The organism is Robbsia betulipollinis (genome assembly GCF_026624755.1).
GTDB lineage: Bacteria > Pseudomonadota > Gammaproteobacteria > Burkholderiales > Burkholderiaceae > Robbsia > Robbsia betulipollinis.
Window position 1 is genome coordinate 1 of sequence record NZ_JAPMXC010000015.1, and the last position, 25705, is coordinate 25705.

At 56.9% G+C, this 25705-nt stretch carries 19 protein-coding genes; 7 read left to right on the forward strand and 12 right to left on the reverse strand.

The annotated features are described in order from the left end of the window. The 6 genes from OVY01_RS22445 to OVY01_RS22470 form a co-directional block, all read right to left on the reverse strand. Positions 1-236 (reverse strand): transposase (locus OVY01_RS22445; protein WP_267849861.1); only part of this gene is annotated, 236 nt, incomplete at its 3' end. Positions 237-410: 174 nt separating this feature from the next. Next, on the reverse strand, positions 411-986 hold the full coding sequence (locus OVY01_RS22450; protein WP_267849863.1) for a hypothetical protein: 576 nt from the start codon (positions 984-986) through the stop codon (positions 411-413). 121 nt (positions 987-1107) lie between these two features. After that, entirely contained in the window at positions 1108-2301 is a 1194-nt protein-coding gene (locus OVY01_RS22455) for a hypothetical protein (RefSeq protein ID WP_267849865.1), read from the reverse strand. 67 nt (positions 2302-2368) lie between these two features. Continuing rightward, positions 2369-3067: a hypothetical protein gene (locus OVY01_RS22460; RefSeq protein WP_267849866.1), complete on the reverse strand. Its 699-nt coding sequence runs from the start codon at positions 3065-3067 to the stop codon at positions 2369-2371. A gap of 193 nt (positions 3068-3260) precedes the next feature. After that, complete coding sequence (locus OVY01_RS22465; RefSeq protein WP_267849867.1) at positions 3261-4622, reverse strand: hypothetical protein; 1362 nt, start codon at positions 4620-4622, stop codon at positions 3261-3263. Positions 4623-4726: 104 nt separating this feature from the next. Next, a complete protein-coding gene (locus tag OVY01_RS22470) occupies positions 4727-4918 on the reverse strand; it encodes a hypothetical protein (protein WP_267849868.1) in 192 nt (63 codons plus the stop codon). Between the two features lie 201 nt (positions 4919-5119). Here OVY01_RS22470 and trfA point away from each other — a divergent pair, with 201 nt between their 5' ends. Both trfA and OVY01_RS22480 read left to right on the forward strand, forming a co-directional pair. After that, positions 5120-6307 carry a plasmid replication initiator TrfA gene (trfA, locus tag OVY01_RS22475; RefSeq protein WP_267849869.1) on the forward strand — a complete coding sequence of 396 codons (1188 nt, stop codon included), beginning with the start codon at positions 5120-5122 and terminating at the stop codon, positions 6305-6307. A 1795-nt stretch (positions 6308-8102) separates the two neighbouring features. After that, a complete protein-coding gene (locus OVY01_RS22480; RefSeq protein WP_267849870.1) occupies positions 8103-8690 on the forward strand; it encodes a helix-turn-helix domain-containing protein in 588 nt (195 codons plus the stop codon). A 109-nt stretch (positions 8691-8799) separates the two neighbouring features. On the opposite strand, the gene OVY01_RS22485 is transcribed toward OVY01_RS22480, so the two are convergent. Further along, positions 8800-12252, reverse strand: a complete 3453-nt coding sequence (locus tag OVY01_RS22485) for a UvrD-helicase domain-containing protein (RefSeq protein ID WP_349293555.1) — start codon at positions 12250-12252, stop codon at positions 8800-8802. Positions 12253-12740: 488 nt separating this feature from the next. Here OVY01_RS22485 and OVY01_RS22490 point away from each other — a divergent pair, with 488 nt between their 5' ends. After that, positions 12741-13247 (forward strand): antirestriction protein ArdA, encoded by a 507-nt coding sequence (locus tag OVY01_RS22490; RefSeq protein WP_267849871.1) that lies wholly within the window; start codon positions 12741-12743, stop codon positions 13245-13247. A gap of 23 nt (positions 13248-13270) precedes the next feature. Here the strand turns inward: OVY01_RS22490 and OVY01_RS22495 are convergent, their stop codons facing one another. The 4 genes from OVY01_RS22495 to OVY01_RS22510 form a co-directional block, all read right to left on the reverse strand. Continuing rightward, a complete protein-coding gene (locus OVY01_RS22495) occupies positions 13271-14104 on the reverse strand; it encodes an endonuclease NucS domain-containing protein (protein ID WP_267849873.1) in 834 nt (277 codons plus the stop codon). A gap of 89 nt (positions 14105-14193) precedes the next feature. Next, on the reverse strand, positions 14194-15054 hold the full coding sequence (locus OVY01_RS22500) for an HNH endonuclease (RefSeq protein ID WP_267849874.1): 861 nt from the start codon (positions 15052-15054) through the stop codon (positions 14194-14196). Between the two features lie 106 nt (positions 15055-15160). Further along, positions 15161-16075: a TIR domain-containing protein gene (locus tag OVY01_RS22505; protein WP_267849875.1), complete on the reverse strand. Its 915-nt coding sequence runs from the start codon at positions 16073-16075 to the stop codon at positions 15161-15163. Between the two features lie 187 nt (positions 16076-16262). Further along, positions 16263-20915 (reverse strand): Eco57I restriction-modification methylase domain-containing protein, encoded by a 4653-nt coding sequence (locus OVY01_RS22510; protein WP_267849877.1) that lies wholly within the window; start codon positions 20913-20915, stop codon positions 16263-16265. Positions 20916-21039: 124 nt separating this feature from the next. Between OVY01_RS22510 and OVY01_RS22515 the strand changes: the two genes are divergently transcribed. From OVY01_RS22515 to OVY01_RS22530, 4 genes are all read left to right on the forward strand, one after another. Further along, positions 21040-23613 (forward strand): hypothetical protein, encoded by a 2574-nt coding sequence (locus tag OVY01_RS22515; protein WP_267849878.1) that lies wholly within the window; start codon positions 21040-21042, stop codon positions 23611-23613. A 140-nt stretch (positions 23614-23753) separates the two neighbouring features. Beyond that, positions 23754-24002, forward strand: coding sequence for a hypothetical protein (locus OVY01_RS22520; RefSeq protein WP_267849880.1), 249 nt, complete (start codon positions 23754-23756; stop codon positions 24000-24002). Then, complete coding sequence (locus OVY01_RS22525) at positions 23999-24613, forward strand: ankyrin repeat domain-containing protein (protein WP_267849881.1); 615 nt, start codon at positions 23999-24001, stop codon at positions 24611-24613. Before OVY01_RS22520 ends, OVY01_RS22525 begins: the two co-directional genes overlap by 4 nt. Positions 24614-24648: 35 nt before the next feature. After that, positions 24649-25185, forward strand: a complete 537-nt coding sequence (locus tag OVY01_RS22530) for an ankyrin repeat domain-containing protein (RefSeq protein ID WP_267849883.1) — start codon at positions 24649-24651, stop codon at positions 25183-25185. A gap of 254 nt (positions 25186-25439) precedes the next feature. Here the strand turns inward: OVY01_RS22530 and OVY01_RS22535 are convergent. Next, positions 25440-25705: integrase core domain-containing protein (locus OVY01_RS22535; RefSeq protein ID WP_267849884.1), on the reverse strand; the 266-nt coding region annotated here is incomplete at its 5' end.

Sequence of the window (25705 nt, forward strand, 5' to 3'; positions counted from 1 at the left end):
CTGATCTCGGCCTCCATCTCCGACACACCCAGCTTCACGCGGGTGGCGGCCGGGGCTGCGCCAGAGACGCCCGCCACGCCATTACGCTGCTGCTTGCGTGCCCAGTTGCCTATCGTCGCCACCGGTACCCCGAGGCGGCGTGCCGCCTCGTTATGCCCTACAGAATTGGCCAACCTTGCCGCTTCCGTGCGAAATTCCTCGGTGTAGCGACGATTCGGTACGTTCTTTTCGACCATCTCGACCTCCGTTCAACAGATTATCCAACATCTCTGCTGTACGTCGTTTCGAGGCATGGTCAAGATGACCAACGGCGAGGGAGACAGCAAAGAGCACGACCAACACGCCACAACCGATGGCGATTTGCTTGCGAACGGGCATGACCTGTTTGGGGTGAGTGAATACGTTCATCATCAGCGGATCTCCTCGCAAAGATTCAGGTGGTCACCCACGCGGAACGACCCGTAGGTCGGTACAACAGCGGTAGGCGATTCGAGGCATTGGTAACCACCGACCACCCAGAAGCTGGCAGCGCAAATCGAGATGAGCCATGCGGCAAAGACGACAATCCCCATGCTCAGCCCCAACTCGATGTACGTCCCGTGCAACGCCTTGCGCTCGTAGTCACGGTCGTACTGTAGTTTTTTCCACTTTTCCTGTTTCTTCGTATCGTCCGAACGTTCGTGAACGGGCAGTCCGGCGTCCGCGGCGTGCATCGCCTTCAACTCACGCTCGACCGCGCCGATCTTCCCGCCGAGCTTCGAGATGATCCACATGGTGTACGCCGAGCGCAGCGCTACATACACACTGAACAGGAGGAAAGCCGCACCAACCAAACCGATGACGACGGCAAAGAGCATCGGGACGGGGATGATCGGGTCTGCATGGTGCGAGGTCGATCGCATAACCGAGAGGGCCGCGAGGATGATGGTCCAGGTGATCCCCAAGAACCAAAACGACGCTACATTTCGTAATGAATACTTTGACATGTTTCCTCCCCCAAGCGTTGTATGTGTAAGTTCAACCTAGGGGATTCGACAAGCGTGTCAATAGCCAAACACCATAAATATGTGCAAAAGCACATCATTGAAACAACGATGTGCTTGAACCTTATTGGTGATGCGCGAAGAACGAATCGATGGCCTTGCTCGCGTCCTTGACTTGAGCTTGGTCATGTGCCGTCAGCCGGTTGTACACCACAGCCTCGTGAGTCACGCGGGCCGAATGCGGAGCAGGGTGTTGCGCCGGCGTTGCCGCATGCACTGCGGGTAAAGCAGATGCAGGTTCGACATGCCAGGCCCGCCCCGTCAAATCAGCGTGCGGGACCAAGGCGGGAGCAGGGGCTGCAACTTGGGACGCAGGTGCAACGCTCGACGCAGCAGGAGCTACGACCGCAGCCACAGGCGGAGCCACCACAGGCGCGGGCGGCTTGTGACCCAGCATGAATCCAGCCACGCACACGACCACGGCCACCGTGGTGACACCGGCGGGCAAGACCCACGATGGGACGGCAAGACCGAACGGTTTGGCAGGGGCTTCAATCGAACTCGCTTCATGCACCGGCTCGACGAACACGTTTTCCTCGTTTAGAACCTCGCCGGTTTCCAAATCCACACGCGACACGCGTAGGGGCTCGACTGGAGTGGGCGGAACCTCCACGGCCGGAGCAGGTACGGGCGTGGGAGCCGCAACGGCAACGACAGGCCCGGCTCGCACACGTTTGACCGGCGGCGGTGCACTGTCCAGGTCGAACGCCGCGGTGGACGTAGCCACGACCTTGATGGGTTCCGGTACGTCGCTTTCGAGCTTGCGTGCGGTTTGCAGCGTCGTCTCGCGCAGATTCTTCAACTCCATGCGCTTGTCTGTGTCTTGTTGGACGATGAGTAGGCCTGTTTCGTATTCGTCGGGTACGTCGAAGAAACGCGCTTCGATGCGTCCCAAGGTCCGCTCATAAGCGAGTCGGTCGCGCAACGACGCCCAAGCGGTATGAGCTTCGATCAGGACGTCCAGGGCGTTTGACGCATTGAGCATCGAGGTCGTCTTGGAACTGTCTTGCAGGACAGCCCGGCCAAGCGCGGATGCTGGGCGCTTACGGACATGCGGAAGATTCCGAGAACCTTGTCCGTCCGTTTTTGCAACAACTGCGGATATCGCTTCGTCATTCGCTTCTTTGAACGCATCAAGCGCTTTTCCGGTTGCTTCGATAGAAGCGCGGCACGCGTCGGTAACTATGATCGATTTGTTCTTCAGATTGTGCCAGGCATTTTCCAGATCCAGCAGGTCGCTGACCAGGGTGGTCTCCATATCTCCTCCTCTTTATATATGTAGGTATGGCAAAGACGGGGCCGCGCTGGCGACCCGTCCTTGTGCCTTACTTCGTTGCCGGCGTTGGGATCGGGCTCAACACAAGGGAAGGCTTGACCGATTGGTGCCAGCGGTATCGAACCTGGGAGCCGTTGGGGATAGCGGTGTCCAGCAGCGAGGTGATCCACGCGTGTTCGCGTTCCTGTGAGTACACATCGATCTGCACAGGCGTGGGGCCCTTGCTTTGCGCAGCCAAAACGCCCGCCTTCGAGATCACTGCCGCTATTTCCGGCGAATGTACACGGACCAGATTCTCCGGCAACGGCACCGTGGTCTTGTCCCACGCGTCGACCTCCTTCGACGTTGGGCCGGTATCCGTGATCGTCTTCGTCTGCAAAACCACTTGCAAACCGGCGTTGGTTTTCGAAAGTTCAGCTTGCAGAGCGGCTTGCGCCTTTCGCTGCTCGTCGAGCTGGACCTTGACGCTGGAAACCGCGGCGACGGTCGCCATCGCCGCACCACCGATACCGCACCCGATACCGACACCGACAAGCCCACCCTTGAAGGCGCCCCCGATGGCACCACCAATACAGCCGACGATCCCGCCACCGATCGCGGAGGCCGTCGTGCGGTCTTTCACGCCAACGGCGTTGCCGATGCTTTGCGTATCATTGGCTATCGAAGCGCAACCAGTGGTTGCTAGAATGGCAACGCACGTCGCACCGATGATATTGATTCGGATTGTTCGTTTGAACCGGCGTTTCATGATGTCTGTCTCCTCCAAGGATGGGCATCGCATCGATGCCAGATGCCTTAGTACTAGACGTTTTTCAGGGGCCGTCAATAGCCGTTAAGAGATATTTATCAGGATGTGCAAAGGCACAAAAAAACCCCATGAAGAGATGCTCATGGGGAAAGAGGAGAGGGTGACGCAACGCTGAATACAGCTTGTTTTACCGTCAGATTCCCATATCAATCCCACGGCTCTTAAAGCCCAAGGACTGCCGCAGGCTTTGCGTCTCTTCCACGCTCAACGCCGGTGCTTTCTCGCGCGTTTGCTCCCGCTTCTGTTGTTGTACGAGGTGAGGTGACGGCTGCACGCCCAGTTTTGCCGCGGCTTGATCCGCACGCTGTTCCGAGCCGCGGACGGACTGGATATGTGCGCCGAGTTGCGCGTCAAGAGGTTTGCCCACGTCAATCTGCGGAGCCTGAACCTGTTCCATCTTAGCCTCTTGTACGACCGCAGGTGCGATCTCGGCCTCGGGTTCGACCTTCGACCTGCCAAGTTTCTCGCCGAGACTCGCTAACGAAGGGATCCCTTTACGTGGGGCTGCCGCTACCACTTGCACCGCCTCCGGCGTTGCTTCCACCTGAGCGGCTTGCACCGCGACTTCGGGCGAGACCATAACGGCCGGCGCTACCGGATCGACCATTGGTGAGGCGAACGGAACCTCTTGCGCTTTTGCCGTCGCGAGGCGTTCATGCTCAACAGCTTCCCGGGCATGACGTTCCGCAGCGCGTGCCTTTTCGTCCTCTTCGCGACGCTTCGTCTCCTGTTGCAGGTTGGTGCGAATCGCGATAGGAGCGTCGAACGGGGAGCGTGTCAGCTCCTTCGTGTATACGTGCGGCAGCTCGGTCGAGCCTTCGAAGTATTGCGCTTCGCTCAAATCGCTAGAACGGAAGGCGTTTTCAGCTTTTCGCGACTGACCATTTGCGTCAGTCCGACCGGTTAGCCAGTTCAGCCGTTCTTGGTCAGTCACGGGCCGTGTGTCGAAATCGCGGTCCGGGTCCATGATGGGGTGATTCCATTTGCGGTCATAATCCATCAACTTCGCAAACGCCGCGTCAGCCTCATAGGCCAGAGCCTCCGACTTGCCATGTTCGCGCACAAGCGAGGGCCGGTTCGCTTCACGGACAACGGAGAACGACGCCTCCTCGGCGAGCCCAAGCAACGTCAAGCGCTCACGATCCGGCGCGGATGCGCGGTTCATGTTCTCTTGCAAGAGGTCTTGACGTTGCTTGTGAGCGTCGCTCAACGCTGCAAACGACGCTCCGTCGCGCAGCTTACGTTCATAGTCGAAGAAGCCTTCCGCACGGCCTTGGCCGTTTGGGCCTGCGACAAAGCCATCCGGCGCGTTCGTCACGTTGGACATGCCGATGTTGGTCGTCGCATACCGCTCGCGCCAAAAAGACCGTACCTCGGCTCGAAAACGTCCGCGATAGTTATGCCACACTCCGTCGCGCACGAGAAGGGCCTTCGTCGGTTCCAACGTTTCACCGAGCGTGTCCAACGTCACTTCGTTTTGTTCGTCCGTTGCCATTGTTCGTCTCCTCAAAGATAGATGTACGGCCTCAATGGCCTCATTGGTCAACGTAGAGGATTCAACGCAACGCGCAAGACCCTCAACGAACTATTTTTATATTTTCAGTACCAATGACGCGCTTCACCTTCGAGCTTGCGAGCGACAACTAAACGGCGTTTCTCACTGTGTTCACGCAACGCTTGGCGGGTTCGCTGCCGATCCTCGTGCTTCTCGTTCAGCAGGCGGACGCTGCGCATCGTGGGGTGGTCCCACGGAACGACGTCGAAAGCTTCGTAGGCGTTGGTGATGGTCATGGTGGTGTCTCCTCGATGTCGGCCCTTCGTTCTGAGAGCCTCTGTTCAGAAACTAACAAACGAAGTCAGCTCGTCAATAGCCTCGCGCAAATATATTTTTTGAAAAATCCGTGTTTTAAAGAGTTTTATGCGTTTGTTATTTGATCTCTCGAAAGGCTCGAGGTAGTACTGGAGTATCGAAATATACGAGGCAGGTGCAACATGAACAACGCGCAAACAGCAAGCCAGCCGCGGTTCATTCGGCCGAAACAGACGCGAGTGGGGGCGACGGTTTCACCAGTCGCGCAACCGATTTTTCAAGTCGCGAGCAGCAAAACGTTTTCAGTGGTGGGCGATACGAAGGGGAGGGGCGTGTATAAGCAGACGGGAAAGAAAAGGGATAACGTGGTGGCTGCGCCGTTGAAGGTTACGGGGACGTTGGTCGACGAAGCATCAAACCCCTACAATATCAAAGCTCCTTGGCCAGAAACGCTTGGGATCACGCCGAATGCCCTGATACGTTCGTCGCTGTTTGGCTGCTCTGCGACGAGCAGGGAACGTGTCCGGGGCAGACAATCGATCGAAGCTGGAGGATCGTATGAGATTCTTTACACCGGTGAGCCATTGAGCCCGTTTGACCTCGAAGTGTATGCGTTGTGCTGCGCGAGCGCACGGGCCAGCGGCGACATGGGTTCGCTCGTTGCCATATCTCTGCGGGAATGGAATCGCGCCTTGGGAAAGGCTCAGAGTGGCACGAACAACGAGCGGATCCATGCCTCTTTGCTTCGCCTTTTTGACAGCTTCATAACCGTCACGCGTTTTGACAAAATAAACGGACCAGATGTTTTGCGCCGCCCAGTGCTGGTTGATCGGGTCAAGTTCCTTGCGGACTTTAAGGAGGATCTGCGGAGCCTGGACAAAGGAACGCACGCGTATCACATTCGCATTTCGGCGGACATGCGCCAGTTCTTCTCATTCGACGGTTCTGAACTCGATATTGAGCGAGTCAGCGCTTTGGGCCCAGCGCTTCAAAAATGGCTGCACAACTTCTACAGTACACACAGCGAGCCGTACGACCTGACCCTCACGAAACTTCGCGAGTTGTCCGGGACGGACCCGGACATGCCGATGGCGAAGTTCCGCCTGAAGTTGAATCAGGCGATTGAAGCTCTCATGAGGTGCGAGCGGCCTCTGTTCGCCAAGGGCACCTCGATCGTCAAGCGCGGCGGGCGCGAGTTGTTCCACGTCGTGAAAGCTTCGAACTCTCGCGTCGTGGGGCCGCAAAAATATAGCGATCAACTTGCTGCCCCAATCGCCAAGCTGATGACCCCTCCGGCACAGACTTTCGTCGACCGGCGGAGCAAAGCAGAGAAAGACGCCGCTATGCAACGGGCGAGGGTTGCGCTGTAAGCGCCAATCACCGCTCACATTTAAGGCTCCCATCCGGGGGCTTTTTTATTTTGCTGGATCACAAGCGCGTGTAGCTGGGGTGCGCAGTTTTTGGCATGAAGCACGCGTTCACGGGGGTGAGCAGTATTTGGAACGAGGTGAGCAGTTTTTGGGATGGAGATGCGCAGTATTTGGGATGAAAGTGCGCAGTATTGGGAATGGGAATACCCTTCAAACCCTAATAGGACGTGGGTTTGGCGTTTCCTTAAGTATCTATAAGTACCTTTTAAGGGACGGCGCCCCCTGCGGGGCGCGTCGTCCAGATAAAAGGGTACGTAAAACTAAAGAGAAAACTTGGGGTGGTCAGGGTTCCTTGCCCAAGGGGCAGGAACTTGACCCCAGTCTTTGACGAGCACGATTCACGAAAAAAACGCTATTAGGTGTTTCGTCTGTTCGTGAAAAACTAACGTCGCACGGCAAGATGCAACATCAAACCCCCACCTGGGCCGGAGGCCCGTTTCGTACCCTTACGGGCCTTGGTGACGAGTGAGCGTTACGGAGTGGGGGCGAGTAATCGTAGGGATGGTCATCACCACTGCTCCACCTCGCCATACACCACCAACCCCACATCGGCCGCAGGCGGCCGGGGCGCGCTAGCGCTCAAGTGGGGTAGGGTTTCACTCCACATCAACTTACCCACCGTTCCCACAGCAACCCGGGCTTTTCGCGTTGGACGTAGCTCACGCCCAGCCCGGGCACGACGTGCCGTCCTGGCTGTGGAAACCCTGGATAAGCCTGTTGTCCGTGTCTTGACATCCTTTTGCGCTCTGCAATGTTGAACGAACACCACAACATTGCCGGAGGAGGAAGACATGGACCACACGATGATCCCACGCGAGGCCGCAAACCACCTGGCCATTCCCCTAGCAACCCTTTACAGGCTCGTGCATACCGGTGCCTTGCGCGCTGCTGCATCCTCCTGGTGCGTTTCGCTCGTCGTCACTCCGCTTCGACGACGTGGACGCGTTACGGGTCTACTGCAAAAGTCACCGTGAGTCGCTGTTCGACCTCGATGCGCAATAAATATTTCCCGCGCCTATTGACGTACTGCGTCCTTTCTTTACGTTGAAACGTAACCGTCCCATTTCCGCGGCGGAGAACGAGGAGACACTAAATGACCGCAGTGATGCAATACCCATCAGAGACCGCGTACCCCATGACGCCCGGGATGTTCGCAAAGCGCCGGTTGTACCGCCCGTGCGTATCAAAACCAAAGGCACCAGGCGGTCCGTCTGCCCGCTTTGACAGTACGAGTTACGCTGCAGCGCTCGCCGAAGCTCAGGCCGCAGGAAAGATCAAGCAAATCCCCGCTGGCCAAACCTTGGTCGGCGCAGGCAAATGGCCGTGGCCCCCGGCGTTCGTGAGCGAGTGAATCAACCTCACTGCGCAGGCGTCACGCATTGGCGCCGTATTACCATATGTCCGTCAACGTGAACGGCCATGTTCCGGCAGTGAGCCAGGAGCGGGCGCCCATCCGACGAGGGTGGGTGTTTGACGTAAAGCGACGGGTCGGTGTTGGTGGTGTTCGGACGCTCGTCCGCCGCCATCGCCAAGGCTGGCAGCGCCGCGATCAAGAAAATCAGAAGTGCCTTACTCATACTTATAGTACCTCCCGTGTTTCGACTGAGCTTACCGTACAAGGCAGACTCGCACGCACGCGAACGTCAATCGCTCGAGTTGACAAGCCGACCGGCTTCCCTACGTTGGAGGGTGGGACTTTACTCACCATTCAGAAAAACACAGGGAGGCAACCACCATGCCGAAGAAATGCAGCAAACCGAATCCGCAAGGCCTTCTCAGCGCCCGGACCGCCGCCGCCCACCTCGGTTGCAGCGTTCGTACGCTCCGGGCACTGGTCACCTCGGGCGACATCAAACCGTCCGGTACGCAGCCATCCGGACGCCCGCTATTCGCTCGCCAATCGCTCGACGCGTACCTGACCGCCTTGCGCGACCCGAAACGCTACATGTCCAGCCTTCAGGCCGCGGCCCACCTGCAGGTTTCGGTCGACGGGCTTCTCCACCTCGCGCAAACCCGGGGCTGGTCGTACGCCGCCGTTCGCACCCGGGGCCGCACGTCGATCAGGATTCGGGCACATGACGTTCGTACGTGCCGCAGTAACCCTCTGAAAGGCCGGCTGTCGCTCCGGGAATCGGCATCCTACTTGGGCCACGCCGCAGGCTCAGGCAGGTCCGCAGTAAGCCGCGCGGTGAGCCGGCAATACCTGCCAGCCCTGGTCGACGGCGACCGCGCATGGATTCTCAAGGAAGACCTGGCACGGTTCAAGAAAGAGCGACCGGTGGTGGTGGGGCGGGCAATCACGAGACCGTTCAGTGCTTTGTAAAAAAATGTGCAAAGGCACAAAATAAATGTGTGGCAAGTTGTTGATGACCCGTTTAAACCTACCATGGTGAAATCGTTAATAACCCATACAGGAGAAGATAGAAGCTTTATCAGTGGATCACGTTCGTTGGATCGATGGCGTCCAGGCATACGTCGCCGTCAATCGCGTGCAACTCTTCCTTGAAAAAGCGCAGCAGTTGAGGATCATAACGCAGACTGACATGGATTGCCGAAAGGTAGGCCTCGCGATCGTTCTTCAGAGTTACCAACTTTCGTTGTATCGCTTCCTCAATGATGGGATTGCGATGCTGAGATGAAAGTCTAAATGAGATTGGCAACGGCTCGATGCCGATCGGCTTCGATTGTTTCCCCGTATCGAACAACTTTTCGTGGCGCTCAAAGTTTTCCTTGTAAAGCGCAGCTGTCTCGGAAGATTCGCCGATAAAATCCTGTATTTTGATCTTGCTTTTGGCACCCTCCATCGCAATATCAATGATCACTTTCTCCCTCGCCAATGCCGCTTCCACATCCTTGGTGGCCTTATCGCGATCGACATTCAAGGTCACATAATCATCCAAATCTAAGCCAGTTTTTAATACAGAGTCGAAGAAACCTCGGGGTTTTGTTCTCGAGGATGTCAGGCCGCCTTGAGCACCGGTTTCCGGCTTGGGTGGAGGCGCCGGACGTGTATGCGTTGAGGCCGTTCTTGGACTCATGGTGAACGCCGCTCCTCGACTTGCGATGGTTTCTACCTTTTGGTCGTTTACAGCTGGCCATTTTGTTGCTGGATCATTTTTGTTTTTTTTCTTCGGCTTGTACTCACATGAGGGGTAGTTCGAGCATGATTCAAACTCACCGTACGGGCCGGTCTTTGTGACGATGGCGCCGGTTTTGCATGCAGGACACGAGCGATCGGCAATGGGCTTGCCGTCCACGTCCGTCAGCGTGACCGCTTCTTGCTTCATAAGCTCATCGAGGAAGGCCGATCGTTGGCCTCGAACGGTCAACAGGGCAACGGTGCGCCGAGCCCGGGTGAGGGCGACGTAAAACAACCGCCGTTCTTCACCAAGTGGGAAATCATCACTGTTCGGCATAGCAAGCGCCAACAACGGATCGTCAACGCGGGTGTTAGGGAAACTGTTGCCACGAAGTTTCGACAGCATTGACGGGAGGATGATGTAATCCGCCTCACTACCTTTGGATCGGTGAATCGTCAAAAAAGACAGGTCCAGGTATTGCCCATACCGCGATTGCCAGCGGTCGGGCATGTAGGCCCGGTCAGCGTTGTAACGCCCAAGAATCATCACAGTGACTTTGCCGTCACGTCCAGTCGGAACGGTCTGATCACGCAGACCTTTTACAATCCGGTCGAGGTATTGGTCGACCGCGCTCTGCAGTTTGTTGGCGTCGTTGACCTGAAAGGCCAGCAGGACAGGGCCGATCGTCGGCGTGACCGAACGGATGGCTTTCGGTATTTGCGCCGGGTTTTCGGAGACAAAGCCGCTCGACACATCGCAAAGGGGCTGCGGGCAACGAAATGTCTGCTCCAGCTTCAGGACCTGGCCGTGCCCGAACCAATCCTTGAAGCCGGTCATTACCGAGACATCGGCGCCTGCAAAGCGGTTGATTGATTGCCAATCGTCGCCAACGGCAAAGAGGTAACGATCCTTTTTTTGCACCATCGCTCGGCATAACCGAGCACGTGCGCGTGAAGCGTCCTGAAACTCATCGGCCATTACAAGATCGTAGGGCGCCTCATAATGGCCTTGTTCCAAATGCTCGGCCGCGCGATTGAGCATGTCCTCGAAATCAATCCCGTCCTCGTGGGCCAGTGCCTCGTCCCACGCATGAAGTACAGGACCAACCAAGTCGAGGAACATACGGTAGCGGAGGAGGGAGGAGTCTTTGGGCAGGTTGTCCAAGCGCGCGATCAACTTTTCGATGGTCAGACCGTTGCTTTTTGCGTGGCCGATGAAGGTCCGCATAAGCTCAATCAGGGCTCTGTCCTCCATCGGTCCCTGTCCGCCCTTTGGAATCTCTCGAAAAGGATTGGGGTTAGGAACAATTCCGCGTTTCGTCAGCTCACGAGACAAATGCTCTATCCAGATGCCGCTCCGCAGCATATCCGAGGTGGTTTCGATCAGTTCGGTGTTGTGCTGCAAGTGCAGGCTTCGCTTCCAGAAAACTCCGTCGATGTAATCCACGAACTCTGTTGGTGCCTTACCATTCGCATCCAGTGCGAAGTGTTCATGGTAAAGCTTCGCAGCAGGATAATAAAAATCTGGCTTGTATTGCCGGTGTGTTTCGGTTGCCGTATTGACCTCGTACGGTTGCTCGTAGTGGTAATCAATGCCGTTGAGGAACAACCAGTTGGCGATCGATGCTTCTTCTTCGCTGCGTACCCGGTCCTTGTTGATCGTCAAGATGTACGCGCTGCCCGCCTCATTCCATCCATCACCGCTAGCCCGCGCCCCAAAACCCGGCAAGGGCCGAGCGAACACAAACCGGAACAGGTCCCACTTCTGAGCAAACGCGTCCGCCGTGTCTTTTAGATGAAGCGCAATCTCGGTCAACTTTCGAACGCCGCCGGCCGCGTCGGTCGCCCATTCGGGAATGTCCGGCTTACGACCTGTGGCTTTACCGATAATGCTCAGACCCACAGCATGGAAGGTCGAGGCTTCAACGCTTATGCCATCCATGCCCAGGCGCTTGAACGACCGCTCGGCACGTTCCTTCAACTCTACTGCGGCTTTCTTATTAAACGCCATCAGCACAATACGTTCGGGAGCCACAAAACCGCGCTGAATAGCGTAAGCCGCCTTGGCTACCATCGTAGAAGTTTTGCCCGATCCCGCCGCGGCAACGACCTGGACTCGGTTATCGAAGCAAATCACGGCGCGGCTCTGTTCCTCCGTCAATGGCTTGCTCTCGACTTTGTCAAACAGGTCTTTGGACGCGATCAACTCCTTTTGTACGTATCGTTCGTTGACGCTATCCCAAAAAGAGGGCCAATCGTAGTTCCATTGTTTGAGGGCTTTTTCGATGTTTTCGACCATGCCGATGAGGCCGGTTCGGACTTCTGCTTCTTTGAGCAGTTTTTTTATTGAAAAGACGTCGATGACTGGACGGCGCAAATGGAGTCGCTGTTGCGTTTCGTGGGTAATCCAGCGGCACTGATCGGCAGCAGAGCTGAGTTCCGTGCCGACTATGGTAAGCCAACCATGAAGCTTCGAATATTCCGTTTTGACGGCCTGGATATTTCGGCGAAGACGTTGATCCGCAACCATCGCGTCCAAAGCCGATTTCATAGCCAAAGCTTTGGTGTTTGGTATCCCACGCAGGATTGTCGCGGTCGGAAGCTGGGCCGGGAGTGAGACAGACGACCAAATCAGGCCTGGCTGGACCGTGAGCGTTGATTCGTCGGTGATAGTGATTTGGTGGGCCCGACCCCCGATCGTGAGCTCAATCTCAGCGCCATTCAAACAAAGCCGCCAGGCTGGTGCTCTTGAAAAAATTCGACCCCATCGAGTAGGGCGCCATTCGGCCGTCATTGCCTGGTTCATTGCATATTTTGAGTCGCCCTTCGGCAGGGCGACCGCCAATCGAGATATTTGATTGGGCAATGTTATCGGATATTATACAAACGCGGCCTTGTTCAATGCTCATAACCGCGATCTTTACACCAGACTAGCGTCCCTAATGCAGGTCGACCGCCGCCACTACCGTTTTCCGGCTCTCTTAAAGCGAACGTCACGCCAGTCGTCATTGCTCTCCTCCTGTCATGCCCTCCGCACTGCTCGTCGTCCTTCCGACCCGACCCGACGGGCAAGACGCTCGATTCAAAGGCCAGGCACCGGCCCTACATGCACTCGTTAAGCCCCTCAGTGGTTGTGAAGGGGACTGAACGTGGGCATTACCGCAGGGCCAGCAAATCGCTGGCCTTTCTTTTTTCTCACAAGCCCTCGCTCCCCTCCCGTCCCCAAGGGGGAAGCGAAGAGGTTCCAGTTCGAGAGCATCACTTTTCGAACATCGAACCCCAGGCGCCACGACCATGACGACGATTTTATTCGCACAACCCTATTCGATCGACGCAGAAGGATTCTATTTCACCGACAGTGCTGTTTTTGATGATCAAGTTTCGGAAGCGGTGGACCGGTTCGGATGCCCAGTGGAGGAGTTCGAAATCCAGTTCATCGACGGGGAGGGGGACGCGTTGTTTGATGTTCTCCAAGTCACACAAGCCACGGTTCACACGTTTTTCGAAACGCTGGACACGCTGACCGACGAGCAACAGGCGGTGTTGTACTTCTTAGTGTCAGACCGTGGCATGACCGTCGCCGCTGCCTTGGCCCAGGTGGACGATGTGCAACTGACCACTCAGACGGCGGAATCGTACGCAGAAGACATGTTCGACGATTTGTATCCTGATCTGCCAACCCAGGCACGCATTTATATTGATATTTCGGCTTGGCAACGTGATCTCGAGTTGAATGGCGAGCTAATTGAAATCCGCTTTGACAGCACGGATTACGTGGTAACCAATGCGAACGATTTTTGATCCAATAGGGCGCCTTTGGCGCTTTATTGGACGGACGTCGCGGGCTTCAGCGCCACCGGTTGCAAGGCTACCAACAACCGGTACTCCATGAGCAGCACATTCGGCACCTGAGTCGCGGCGTATTTGAGTTGCGTTAAGACTTCCGATGCAACAATGACCCCGAACACTCGTTTGCCGTTCGCCAAGTGTTTCTGGACCCAACCCATATATCTCAAAATCTGCCCGAGCGCTTTATCGACGCCACGCAAAAGCTTCAGCTCCAACACATAAAAGTCTCCGTTCGTCCCCGTGGCGAGTAGATCAATCTGCCCTACGTCCGTCTGATATTCGACTCCTTCACGGCCCGACCCGCCGTCGTCCACGTGCAGTCGCAGCGGGGTGGTGTGTCCCGGCAACGTGGGCAGATTCTTGGCAAGGTAATCACGCAAGTGCGCTTCGAGGGCAAACGCTCCGTACACATCGTTCGAGGAGACCTGCTCGGGGAGAGACGGCACCGGAATACCGTCGCCCGTATCGTCGGACGATCGAACGACCAGGCCGGTGGGTCCCTCTGCGATTTCCCAATCCCCGTGAATGACCGGGTTATACCAGACGACCTTGCCTCGGCCGGTGGTGTACAGAAAGTCATACCGACCCGTGCAGGTGCGGGGCTTGCGGTTTTCTGGGTAATGCACACGGGACGGGGCGTTGACGCTGCAGATGATGATCTGGCAGTTGACCGTCGCCGAATTCGGCGTGGCATCCGGGTATTGCTCCCGAAGTGCCTGCTTGATGGCCGGGTAGGTCATTTCGCCGTCGGCCTTTTCCATGACCGATTTCAGCATTTCCCAAATCGGCGTCTTCTGTCGCTCGTCCATGCCTTTTCCCCGTACGATTTTGGAATGAGTTGAGGCTATCAGCCGGCACGACGCGAGGTCAACGGGAAAAGAGTTGCTCTAGGCCGGCATTACGACACCGTATCGCCTTGAAAAATGTGCTCACGGTGGGCAGCTAAATATCGAGCCTGAGCCTCCGTTGGTTTCCTGCGAAGCTTGGCGGGAAGCGCGAGCAGCGCCGGATAATCCTGATGCAAGGCGGTGGACAACATCATGCTGCCATCGTCCGCAAAACCGATCAGCCCTTGGTCGAAAAGTATGTCTAACGTGGCGATCAGTGGCAGGCCATTGTTCCCGTCCAAACGCTCCCGATCGTCGCTCAACCGCCAGGGTTTCGCATGGCTCGCGCGGACGACTTCGAGCAGGTGACACCCGGTCACCGCGCACTGATTTCCCCACAAGGCCAGCAAAGCCTTTTTATAGTCACCTTGCCCGATCCGGGCATCAACGAGCGCTTTACGCGTCGTCGGCTTGTTAGCGTGGCGCGTCTCGATGTCTGCAAGGTCGCCTTGCAGCGACGAACCCCGGCTCAAGAACTCACTCGGCGTCAGTTTTCCGATGATAAGAGCGTGCTCGTACCCTTGCTCGTCCTTGATCACTTCGCCTAGTCGGTACAGCATGGGCTCGTAGGCCCGACGGTGCGTTTCTTCTTTACTGCCGCCTTCACGGATCACAGCGAACGTCTCGCCTCCGTCGATCAAGCGATCAATGTTGATCCGTCGCTCGTTGCGTCCGGCCGTACTCGGGGACTTGTAGGGAGGCGGCGCATAGACCTCGATACGCTCGGGCTCGTCGCGGTAGTGGTAGTCCTCCCACAACTTCATTACGACGGTGCCTGATGTGTCGTCGTAAGCATCCCAGGCCCAGGTTCGATTGGTCAGGCGAAGACCCAACGTCTGCTGGAGAAAATCATTGATGACCAACTTCTGCAAATCTTTCCGTCGCTGTGTGACCACACTGCCCCCGTGGAAAAAATGAAAAGTTTAGAGCGCTAAAATGATGAGGGGACGTTAATCTACAAGAGGCTCACTGCCGGGCTCAAGACGCCGGTGGTGGTGGTGCGATAAACGCAGGTGGTGGTGGAACAATGAGCGCCGCGCGCTCGCGGATGAATCGGGCGATGGTGCGGGCATCGTGCTGCCGGCTGTCGATGTAACCGTCTGTCCCGAATACCCCATCAACCTGACCGTCGTCGACTTTGATGTACATGATCTGATGGTGATTTTTGTGCAAGAGGATCTCCCGGATGGCGTGGAACTCGACGCCACACCAGACCCTTTCCTGATACTGGGAACCGATGAAAACCACGATCAACTTGGCGCGGTTCCGATACAAGCCTTGCAGCAGTGTGTCCAAGGACGGACGAGCAAGCTGCGCTTGGTAGTTGTTGTCGTAAAAATAGGTGTTCGGTCCCATCGTTCGTTCTAACTCGTCCGCGATGGATTTGACCAATGTGCGAGCCGCACCCGGAAACGACAGTGCGACGTCGAAGTAATGCGTGGTGATGTCCACTGTCGGGACATAGGGTCGTGCCCACGATGGCAGCGTGATACCACGGCGGGTCAGTACTTTGTTGAGGTCAACGTTTTTCACTGCCCAGTGGGTCCGTGATAGCTCCCAGTTGTCCATCCCGAGATCGAACAGCATGTTGGGTAAATCTTCAGGGGAGAGAAAGGGCGTGATCGGTGTCAAGCGGTAGGTGACGCGCACGTCGTGGCCCCGCACTTCAACGTCGTCGATAACGCCGAGTTGTGGTGGGCGATTGCCGGTGTAGGTGTTGGTTTCTTCCGCAAAAATGCATGGGTATTGGCGCAGAGCGTTGACGGCGGCGGCGTCCAACGCACCGTATTGAGCAGTGATGGCCGGAGCGGTGTACTCGTGAACACAGCGGTTTAGCGTAGTATTCCAGGGAGACCCATCCCAGCCGCCGGCAGATATGAACAAGTTGAACATGCTGACCGCACCGTCTTTTTGTCGTTTAGACCAATGATTCTACCCGACGGGATACCGCCATGGCGCCCCCACGGAGTCTCCGGACCTGTCCGTCGTGTCCCTGGTTTAATCGAGCATGGTCTCTACGTTATTTGCACCCCGAAAAGCGCGACCTGACGCGCGATCCAGGGCAGGCCTGACAAGATTCTCACGCAATTCCCACCTCCTCGGTCTGCACATCATTGGCGATCACCTCCTTGCGCAAAAAAACGGTCGGCACGTTGCGCACCTTTTCGGCCGTCATCCAGTGCCACGGCGGCAGGTCCAGATTCTTGGAAGGGATGTCTTTGGCGAATGTTCCAATCCAATCAGTCACGTCTTGTGACTTCAACAGGCCGACGATCCGGTCCACCTCCGACGGATTTTTAGGTTCGATCACATAGCCACTGATGAACGCGAACCGACCGCCCAGTTCGCTGGCCGTGACGACGATCGGGTTGATCGCTTCACGAATACGGTCGGGGATCAAAATCAACGGCTGGTCCGGCGCGAAGTCCATTACGCCACTTGTCGAGTTGACAGCGTAGAAGGGTTGACGTGATGAGCGCCCATGACGCGCATCGAGCATCGCCCGGCGGGTTTCCAGATAGGCGAGGGCGCCCGCATCAAGGTCAGCCGCGGGGATCACCGTTCCGTTCGTGTCATATGGGCAGAGCAAGCGGCACCGTTCGTCCAATACGTCTTGGATAGTCTTGTATTGAGTCAAGCGCAGAAACGGTGGGACGAGGCTCTTCGGTGCGCTGAAGATGGGCCCAGAAAACTCCCCGGTGCCACGAAACTTTCGACGCTCTCCTTGAAATCCCACACGCCCGTGACCAGCCTGACCAGTGATTGCGACTTTATAAGCGTGGTCGTTGCCAGTGGTAAGCGGCGCGTGCACGTGCGCCAGGTCGCCCAACGTTTCGGCGCCCGGGACCTTGACGAACGGGGAGTCGAACACCCATTGGTCGGCCAGGTTCGGATCGTTGCGGTAAATCACGGACCAAGTGCCATCTTCTTCCGGCAAGCTCGTACGATGCAAAATCGGCACAAGAGTCGGGGTGCCGCAAAGCACGATCGAGGCGGTGGTGTTCACGTCGTCCCCGAAGACCATCCGGTTGCCGAAATCGACTAAAGCCCGGAGGCGAGGCTTAACCTCATCGCGCAGAACCTTCGCCGAATCAGTGCGGAGCCATGCGTGCGGCACGATCAAACAGGAACGCGGGGCCATCGTCAAAGCACGGGACATGAACGCGTAGTAAAGGTCAGGCTGGCCCTTGGCACACACAGGGAGCGTCCGCAGACGGGTTTTGTCGTCTGCGTCGATGTTAGGCCACGCGACGTAGGGTGGGTTGCCGATGACCACATCAAAGGTCCGATGGCTCCAGCCAGCGAAGATCGAATCGCCGCACAGAAGGTTGTGTTTGATGCACGAACCAACCCCTTGCTTTGCGAAAAACGCCGTCCACAAGGTTGCCAAGTCGTCCAACGCCTCTTGGCACAGATCTGCGCCAAACAGATGCATTTCTGCCCATCGAGCCGTTTTTTCATACGTCCAGCCGCGTTCGTTGATGAAGTGCAGCGCGGTTGCAAAAAAGAATACTCCACGTCCGCACGATGGCTCGAGGACGAAGTCCACTTCCTGAATACGCGCCATGCGGATCATGGATGCGGCCACCGGAGGAGGCGTGTAGAACACACCATGCGCGGAACGTTGATCGGCCGGCACCCTCGACCGCTCCATTGCCTTGATTTCATTGAAGACCGCCACCTCACGCGAGTCTTTGACGGCCTTATACGCGCCCACGACATCCCCCCGGTTGATGGACGGAATCACACCGCATTTGGCCTTTACCGGCGCCCAGTCGATCGCCCGGAACGTATCGCGCATGGCTTGCACACCGTTCCGATCCGTGGCGCGGATGAACATGTGGGACAGGGGCGACATCGTGGACGCGACGTCCAGGACCTTGCCCGCAGCTTTGCCGACCCGGCGCAAGGCAAAGTCGGCCGTCGGAGCGCCCACAAAAGCAAAATCGTTGGTCTTGGGCGGGAACACTCGCTTACGATCTGGTGCGCGACGCTTCCAGACCTGGAGCAGAGCGCGGACTTTTTTACCCTCACGCAGCACGTCGTCCAAGGCTTCTGAATGGACCAGACCGAATCCACGATCGAGCCGATTATGCATCGAGGCACGGTCCCAGGATGGAGGAACGACCAGGGCGATGGCCTGGGTGTCGGCCTTGGCGGCAGCCTCCGTGAACACATTGCGGGCATCTCGAAAGGCAGGGCTCGCCATGACTACGCGGTCAACACCGACCAACTTTTCGATCACGGAGAGGCGGGACGAAAGGGCAGGGATGAGCACAGCGGGCAACGGCTCCACCACCTCGATAGGCTTGACTCCCGTAGGCATTTCGCGCAAAACGCGTGCGCTGAACGACCGGTAATCGCCCTTTTTGAGCGCTCCTTCTTGGGCTAACCATTTGGCCATGCGGGGAGATCTAAGGATCTCCAGAACGCGGTCAAGGTCGCGCGCGTCTTTGAGTCGAAGCATGTAACCAGACCCGACCACAAACCGGCCGCCGACCTCGCGCGCAGTGACGACGACGGGCGCAAATGCTTGACCTTGAGGCAAAATGTAGGGAACAAGGATGACTTGCTCGTCAAGCGGCAAATCAACCAACGCCTGCCGTGACTTGTACTTATAGAACGCAGCCTTGCTCGACAACTTGCGCGCCTCCAGGTCAGGACGCACAGCCTCGAACCACTTGGCCATGCCGGTGTCCATGCTTTGCTCTTGCACAACCTGCCATTGATCGTCGTAGGGGCAGAGCAAACGATGCTGCTCGGTCAACGCCTGATCGCGCGTCTTCACGCGGGTCATTTTCAAGTACCGTGGTGCCATCTCAGCCGGTGCCGAAAATACGGTGTCCAAGAACTTTTGGTCCGTAACTTTTGCTTTTTTCTTGGCCTTGATTGGTGAAGCTTGAAATGCAACACGCCCATCAACCACCGGACCGCTAACGCGGTAGCACCAGTTGTTGCCCGTCAAAACACCAATGTTAGCGGTCATCAGGTCCGAGAGGACCTCATCGTGCATCAAGCGTTCGATGCGGTCACGTTGAAACGTCAGCTTGTCGGTAAGAACTTTGTCGTCACGGAACCACACAGACCACGGCGTGTTGCCTTCCTCAGGCAGGCCCACGCGGTGCAGCAAGGGTGCATGGGTGTCGGACCCGGTCACCATGATGGAGGCCATGGTGAAGACCTCCTTGCCGAACAGTTGACGCGTACCGAAATCCACGACTGCCCGCAGTTTGGGCTTCAGCAAAGCCCTGAGGCGCTTCGCTCCCACCGCCGTCATCCAAGAAGGCGGCACCAGCAGACACGTGCGGTCCGCCTGTTCCAAAGCACGTTCGACAAACGCGAAATACATGTCGCCGTTGCCTTTGTAAAGCGACTCAAAGCGCTCTTTCAGCTGGCCGCGCAATTCCTTGTCCATCGACGCACCACCCAGATACGGTGGGTTCCCGATCGCCAGGTCAAACCGCATCTTGCAGGAGGAAAAGAGGGAGTCGGCAACACGCAGGTTCTTACCCAAATTCGACTTGACTCCACGCCCGGCAAAATAGTCATGCCAAAGCTTGCGCAAATCGCTGATCGCTACCGGATCGATGTCTTGAGAAAAGACATGACCTTCCGACCAGCGTGCGGCTTGCTCATACGTCAAGCCACGCTCCCCGACCAGGTGCTCTACGAGGGCGAACAGGAAGACACCGCGCCCGCAGGCGGGTTCCCAGACTTTGTCGGTAGGTTGGATCCGGGCGAGCCGAATCATCGAACGGGCGACCTCTACCGGCGTGTACACCACACCGGTCTTCTTGCGGTCCTCGTAAGGCATCCCCGCCCCTTCGAGCGCCTTGATCTTGTCGTACACCGACACCGTGGGTGCGACGGGCAGGGTAGCCCGCATGATTGTCACCGATGCTGCGGAATACAGCGCCACGATTTCCGTCTTGGCGATTGACGGGTTGCCAGCCGTGCAATGTTTCACCGCATCCCAATCGGCCGCCTCAAAACGGGCACGGACAACAGCGATGCCCGAGGCGGAGCGGTCCTTTGCACGGATCCAGTTGTTCGCATTCCTGGCTGCGCTTTGACCGCCGAGAACCTTGACCTTCCCAGCTTTCGCACCGATGCGCTGAAAAGCGAAGTCAGCCTGGTCACGGTTACGGTGATGCAGAAACTCAAAGTCGGCGTGTTTCGTGGGAAGGTCCACGATCGGGCGCTGCTCATCGCGGTACTGCCAGACTTGGAACACGCAAGGCACGGCGTAGGGAGAGCCTTCGAAGACGAACGATTCGGGGACCATCGCTTCTTGGTGCACGAGGTGCAAATGCTTGTCCAAACGCTTCCAAAACCCAACCTTCTCAAACGTCCGCGGCACAACCACCGCGACGTAATGAGCACCGATTGCCACCGCGTGATTCACGAATGCGACGGCCATGCTCGAGTTCTTGCCAAACGGAGGATTGGTCAAAACCGCGAGTGGGCGGTTGTCCTTCGGCTTGGCCGGGGGCGTCCAGGTCAGAAAATCTGCGGTCTTGACGCCCTTTACACCGGGCACCGGAGCGATGTCGAGACCGATGCGACCCTCCGGCATCCGGCTGTAGAATGCCCCTGCGCCTGCCGCCGGTTCGAGCCACCGGTACTTGCTCATCGAGCGCGCCCCGATGACTTGCTTGACGATGCTGTACAGGTGTTTGGCTACATCAGGCGCGGTGTAGAACTGGTCGAACTGGCGAGCGGTGGAAGGCATGTTTGTCTGCTTTTCATTAGCGGACCCCCACGATATAAATCCTCGATGCCTTAGCCCTTGTAACGCACCCGTTGAAAAACCGACCCAAATCATTCCCAGTTAAAAGTTTGGAAGAGATAAGCCTATGAATGAAAAAGAGAAAAATCGTAGCGACGTCTGGAAACGCGCACGCGTATTTTTGTGGTCAACAACGATGCGAAGGGTCGCAAATGCGGTTGTGAACGGTGAGAAGCCCTTCCCAAACCCAGCGGAGCGAATCACCAACAAACTGAAAACGACGCGCAAGGCGCTGAACACATTTTTCTTTCGAGACAGCAGCGGTGGCAAGTCTAGGGAGCCCTTGGTTGTGACGGAAGCGGCGATGAACCGGCTGATCGACTCCGAGGACAACCCGGCCGCGGGCTGGATCAAGTACGAGAGTGGTAATGCCGTCACCATCGGTGATAAACGTGTCGATGCCGTTGATGCTTACCTGCCAGGCGCGCGACAGCTATGGTCTGTTGGGCCAGGTTTCCCGCTCTGGGCAATACTAGGGTGGGACGCCTCTGCGAAAAACCTGTGGTTACCAGTTGTCCAGCGAGCGATCATGGACCCTGGGTGGAGCAGAGTGGTATCGAGCTACATCGCCAAAGCTGAGGATTGCCATAATACAAAGGGGCTACGTCTTCGCCACGGGGATGACATCAGTTACAAGCGTTTGCCGAGTGGAAAGCGGGAACTCGTTTTTCCCATCTACAGCGACCCGCTAAAGATCGCGATATCACTTGCTCGGCTTAGTGCCGATGCGTGGTTGGACCTTGCCGTGGAGTCGTTAGGTGCAAGTCAGCGGTGGTTGTCTGACGAAACTGTAAGTCTGTTGTCCAAATGGACTGCTGCAAAAGCTCAGGTAGAGCTTGACCAAAAGGAGGGCCGAGTCACCCCTTCGGACGTGCTGGCGACTGCGGCAAATCCTTATGAGCCGGACGAGATTTGGGGTAAGGCAAAGCAGGCCTACGATTCTTACAGTCGAGACCATATAAGTGCAGTGAAAGAGGCGCTAAAAAAAGCGAACGAGGTGTTCGATGAACCGTTCCATCCGTGCATCGATTCCCCGCTTGACGCTTATGACCTTATGATCTTGGCGGCGCTAACGTCGATCGGCAACGGTTCTGACCGGGGGGAGCATTACCGCTGGAACGAAGATCACGCGGACGACACGCTGATGCAACGTTTCGCCGACATGGTTTGGCCAAAACTGTACTTCCTTGGCGAAAAGCATGGCATGACCGAGGCGGTCAACGTCTGGCGTCGACAGTTGGTCGAAGGGTACCTCCATCGGAATGCTTATACGGAGATGCCGTCGTTCCTATTGAAGTCGTTTGGCTCGTTCGAAATGGCTCTCAAAAGTCTTGAGCCACCAATGCTGCCTGGCAATTTGATCGTTGTCAGCAATCCAGATGACCCGTCGGACGTGGCCGTGATCGCGTTCCAGGAGTTTCAAGCAAGAGCGGCCCTAGAGGCCAAAGTCAAGGCACCCAAAGCAAGGAAGATGGCCGCGAAGAAAAAGCCCGTTGAGAAACCCCTGGGGTGGCAGCAGACACGCACTAAGATTTGGTCTCGCTCGATGCGTAAAGCGGCCGAGCACTTGATCAATGGCGAAGCGTATGCGTCATACCTGCCAGATGAAGACCGCAAAGAACCCTTGGCCCTTCGCAACGCTTTGTTCAAGGGAGTTACGCCCGGGCGAGAGCCGCGAGAGGGGGGGCGAATACTTGTAAAAGCCGCAGCGATGGACCGGTTCTTGGGCGACGAGGAAAGTCGTCTATGGCGGAAATACGAGGACGGTAAGGTTGGCCAGGTATCGGACGAGATCATTGACAGGATAAATCGATTTATTCCTGGAGCACGGCGTCTTTGGGATGTCGGACCTGATGCGTTCCCTCTGTGGTCATTGCTCGCCCTGAATACAACCGCCGATGAGTTGTGGCGACCGATGATCGAAACGGCCATCCACGATCATCGGTGGGTGTATGCTGCGCTCATGGCCAAAGGCGAAGAGCCGATCGATCCCGTCAACATGCTGCCGGTGACTCGATCAATAAAGTTGTCGATCGATGGGCATAAAAAGCGCGAGGGTGTACATGAATGGGCCGCTGTAACCGTGCCCGACGTTCCCTCTGCGCATATCGATGAGTTGGCTGAGTCATTGGCAAAATGGACCAGCGATGGGTGGTCGCAACTTGCTAATCTGTGCGCAAATCCTGAACATCTCGACCCGATTTTCCGGCGGGCTTCTGTATCAATCCTTGATGATGGCCGGAAAAAGTTGGCACAAGCGCAAGAAATGCGGGGTGTTATAGGCGAGACGGCGCTCAGGATTGACGAGTATCGACCGCCACATAGTCCGCCGATGCGTGAGGCGCAGTTCACAGGGTCCGACCTAACGGTCATTGCTGCGTTGACGGTCATGTCGACCAACGTACGAGGCGAGCTATACCAGTGGAACGCATTCTATGCGTATGACGCGCTGATTCGACGTTTCGTTGAATCGACAGTGCCAGCGCTATGGACCTATGCTTTCGAACACGACCTCACCGATGTTGTGACGGGCTGGTGTCAGCAGATATTGAACATTTACGTTGAAAAAACGGGAAAAGAAAGTTTGCCAAAGGACGTCGTGAAAATGATGCGTGCGCCCCGAGAGCCCCAGGCCACCTAGGTTTCACCCCTTTGAACATTTGGGTGGGAATGATTTTGCATCGCTTTTCTAGCCCTGCGTTACGTGGGGCAAGAGACCCCTGAGATCTATTCTCACTCCTGTCGCGACACGCCCCGTGTCACACAAACAGGAGAGTCTCAGTGCGCAACAAAACCACCACCCTCGTCGAATCGTCGACCACCGGCTCGCTGGTCGACATTTCCTGCCTCATTCCCCCCGGTAAGTCCCCTACGAAAGGCTTCGTGCCCGAGGCGTTCGTTTCGTTCGATCATTGGATGTCGACGATTGACAGCGATTCGAACCCCTGGGACGCCCTGACGACCAATGCCTGTGCCGTCCCCCTCAACGCTGAAGAAACGGCTTTTGAAATCAAGGCGGTGCAAGCATGAACACGCTCCTGCACATCGCCGCCGCTTGGCCGTCTGAGGCTATGAAGGAGACCGCTTTCTCCCACAGGCATGGCGTCTTGGCCATTCACCGCAACGCGAAAAGCGTACGGGCCTTGCTCGAAAACGGTCACCAAGTCGACTTGTGGAATGCCGACGGTTTGACGCCGCTGCACGTTGCGATCGCCGCGTGGGGTGATTTCTACGACAATTCCGACGCCGTCCTGGCCTTGCTCGGGGCGGGCTCGAGCCCCGAAGCTGGGACCTTCCAAGGCGACAGGGCCTTGCACGTCGCTGTGCGCAAGGGGCCCCGCACGAATCCGACCGTGGTCCGCTTGCTCATCAAGCACGGTGCGGATGTAAACGGTCGGGACGGCATGGGCAACACCCCGCTGTTCCGTGCTCGAACCGTTGAAATCGCCGAGGCATTGCTTGAGGCAGGGGCGATGCCGAACATTAAAAACAAGTACGGCTTGACCGCCCTCGATGTCGCCGAAGCGGATGGGTTGCACGAGGTTGCTGAAGTCCTTCGTTCTGCCAGCGCAACCACCCGGTACAAGCCGCGGTTGCCGTTGCGCACGACGTGCAGCGTCGTCAAGCACAAGTGTGCTTAAGGAGAACCGCCATACACATTGAAAGTTTCGACGGCATGATGGAGCTGGTCGACGCCGGGGAGATCGATTTGCTGGACTTGCTGCGGGGTGGACTGCATCTGGGGATCCCAATCCAGCGCGTTAAACAACACGACGGCAAAACCCTGCTTCACGTGCCGCAAGTCGTATCGGACCCTGATGTGGTCGGATACGCCCCCGATTTGTATGCCAATCTGAACACGGAGGACGACAGCAGCGACACGCCTCTTCATATCGTAGCGACTGATGATCGCTACCCAGAGGAGACTCTGTCCCTGTTGGTCGACCACGACGCAGACATCCTGGCTTGCAACGTCCATGGCCTGACCCCGTTGCACGTGAACGCGATTACGGCGCTGGTCGAGGCCGGATGCGACGTGAAAGCGTTGAACCGTGACGGACTCACGCCACGCGACCTAGCCCGCAACAACGTGCAAAACTTTGCCGAGATCGATAAAATTTTTTATAACGCAGAATCCATTCGACTTGCCGTTGTTGCGCAAGGGGTGGTGTTCGACAACGAGGCGGAAGAGAAATCCAGGGCAAGGCTGTAAGGTAAACATAGATATTTTGCGTCTGGTCTATTGATTTTTACGCTGCGTTTGAGAAGCTACGTCAAGACCTAAATCTAAGGGGGGACACCATGAACGCAACGGCACAAAACGATCTTGAACGGTTTATCAACAGGGATACGTTCAACGGCGACTACTCAGGCCTTCGTCGCTGCATCAATGAGGGCGCCGACGTGAACAGACATGCCTGTGGTGTTTACCCAGTCTGACCATGCCTCGGTTCCACGTACAGCAACTCACGCTACTTTTTGCATAGCTTCGTAATCACAAGGCGTGCGGTATCCGATTGACGAGTGGATGCGTTCGCGATTGTAAAACCCTTCAATCCAATCGACCACATCCAGTCTCGCCTGTGCCCGAGTTTCGTATCGGCATCGTGAAGTCTGCTCCACTTTCAACGTCTTGAAGAAGCTCTCCATCGGAGCGTTGTCCCAGGCGTTCGCCCGCCGGCTCATCGACACGACCATGCCGTATTGCCCGGCGAGCTCGCGGTGCGCCCAGC

What these genes read in the sequence shown, in the direction of transcription:
- OVY01_RS22525 (WP_267849881.1), top strand. Translation starts at nt 23,999, where the DNA reads ATGAACACGCTCCTGCACATCGCCGCCGCTTGGCCGTCTGAGGCTATG.
- trfA (WP_267849869.1), top strand. Translation starts at nt 5,120, where the DNA reads ATGAACAACGCGCAAACAGCAAGCCAGCCGCGGTTCATTCGGCCGAAA.
- OVY01_RS22510 (WP_267849877.1), bottom strand. Translation starts at nt 20,915, where the DNA reads ATGCCTTCCACCGCTCGCCAGTTCGACCAGTTCTACACCGCGCCTGAT.
- OVY01_RS22505 (WP_267849875.1), bottom strand. Translation starts at nt 16,075, where the DNA reads ATGTTCAACTTGTTCATATCTGCCGGCGGCTGGGATGGGTCTCCCTGG.
- OVY01_RS22450 (WP_267849863.1), bottom strand. Translation starts at nt 986, where the DNA reads ATGTCAAAGTATTCATTACGAAATGTAGCGTCGTTTTGGTTCTTGGGG.
- OVY01_RS22530 (WP_267849883.1), top strand. Translation starts at nt 24,649, where the DNA reads ATGATGGAGCTGGTCGACGCCGGGGAGATCGATTTGCTGGACTTGCTG.
- OVY01_RS22485 (WP_349293555.1), bottom strand. Translation starts at nt 12,252, where the DNA reads ATGAACCAGGCAATGACGGCCGAATGGCGCCCTACTCGATGGGGTCGA.
- OVY01_RS22490 (WP_267849871.1), top strand. Translation starts at nt 12,741, where the DNA reads ATGACGACGATTTTATTCGCACAACCCTATTCGATCGACGCAGAAGGA.
- OVY01_RS22495 (WP_267849873.1), bottom strand. Translation starts at nt 14,104, where the DNA reads ATGGACGAGCGACAGAAGACGCCGATTTGGGAAATGCTGAAATCGGTC.
- OVY01_RS22460 (WP_267849866.1), bottom strand. Translation starts at nt 3,067, where the DNA reads ATGAAACGCCGGTTCAAACGAACAATCCGAATCAATATCATCGGTGCG.
- OVY01_RS22465 (WP_267849867.1), bottom strand. Translation starts at nt 4,622, where the DNA reads ATGGCAACGGACGAACAAAACGAAGTGACGTTGGACACGCTCGGTGAA.
- OVY01_RS22515 (WP_267849878.1), top strand. Translation starts at nt 21,040, where the DNA reads ATGAATGAAAAAGAGAAAAATCGTAGCGACGTCTGGAAACGCGCACGC.
- OVY01_RS22480 (WP_267849870.1), top strand. Translation starts at nt 8,103, where the DNA reads ATGCCGAAGAAATGCAGCAAACCGAATCCGCAAGGCCTTCTCAGCGCC.
- OVY01_RS22455 (WP_267849865.1), bottom strand. Translation starts at nt 2,301, where the DNA reads ATGGAGACCACCCTGGTCAGCGACCTGCTGGATCTGGAAAATGCCTGG.
- OVY01_RS22470 (WP_267849868.1), bottom strand. Translation starts at nt 4,918, where the DNA reads ATGACCATCACCAACGCCTACGAAGCTTTCGACGTCGTTCCGTGGGAC.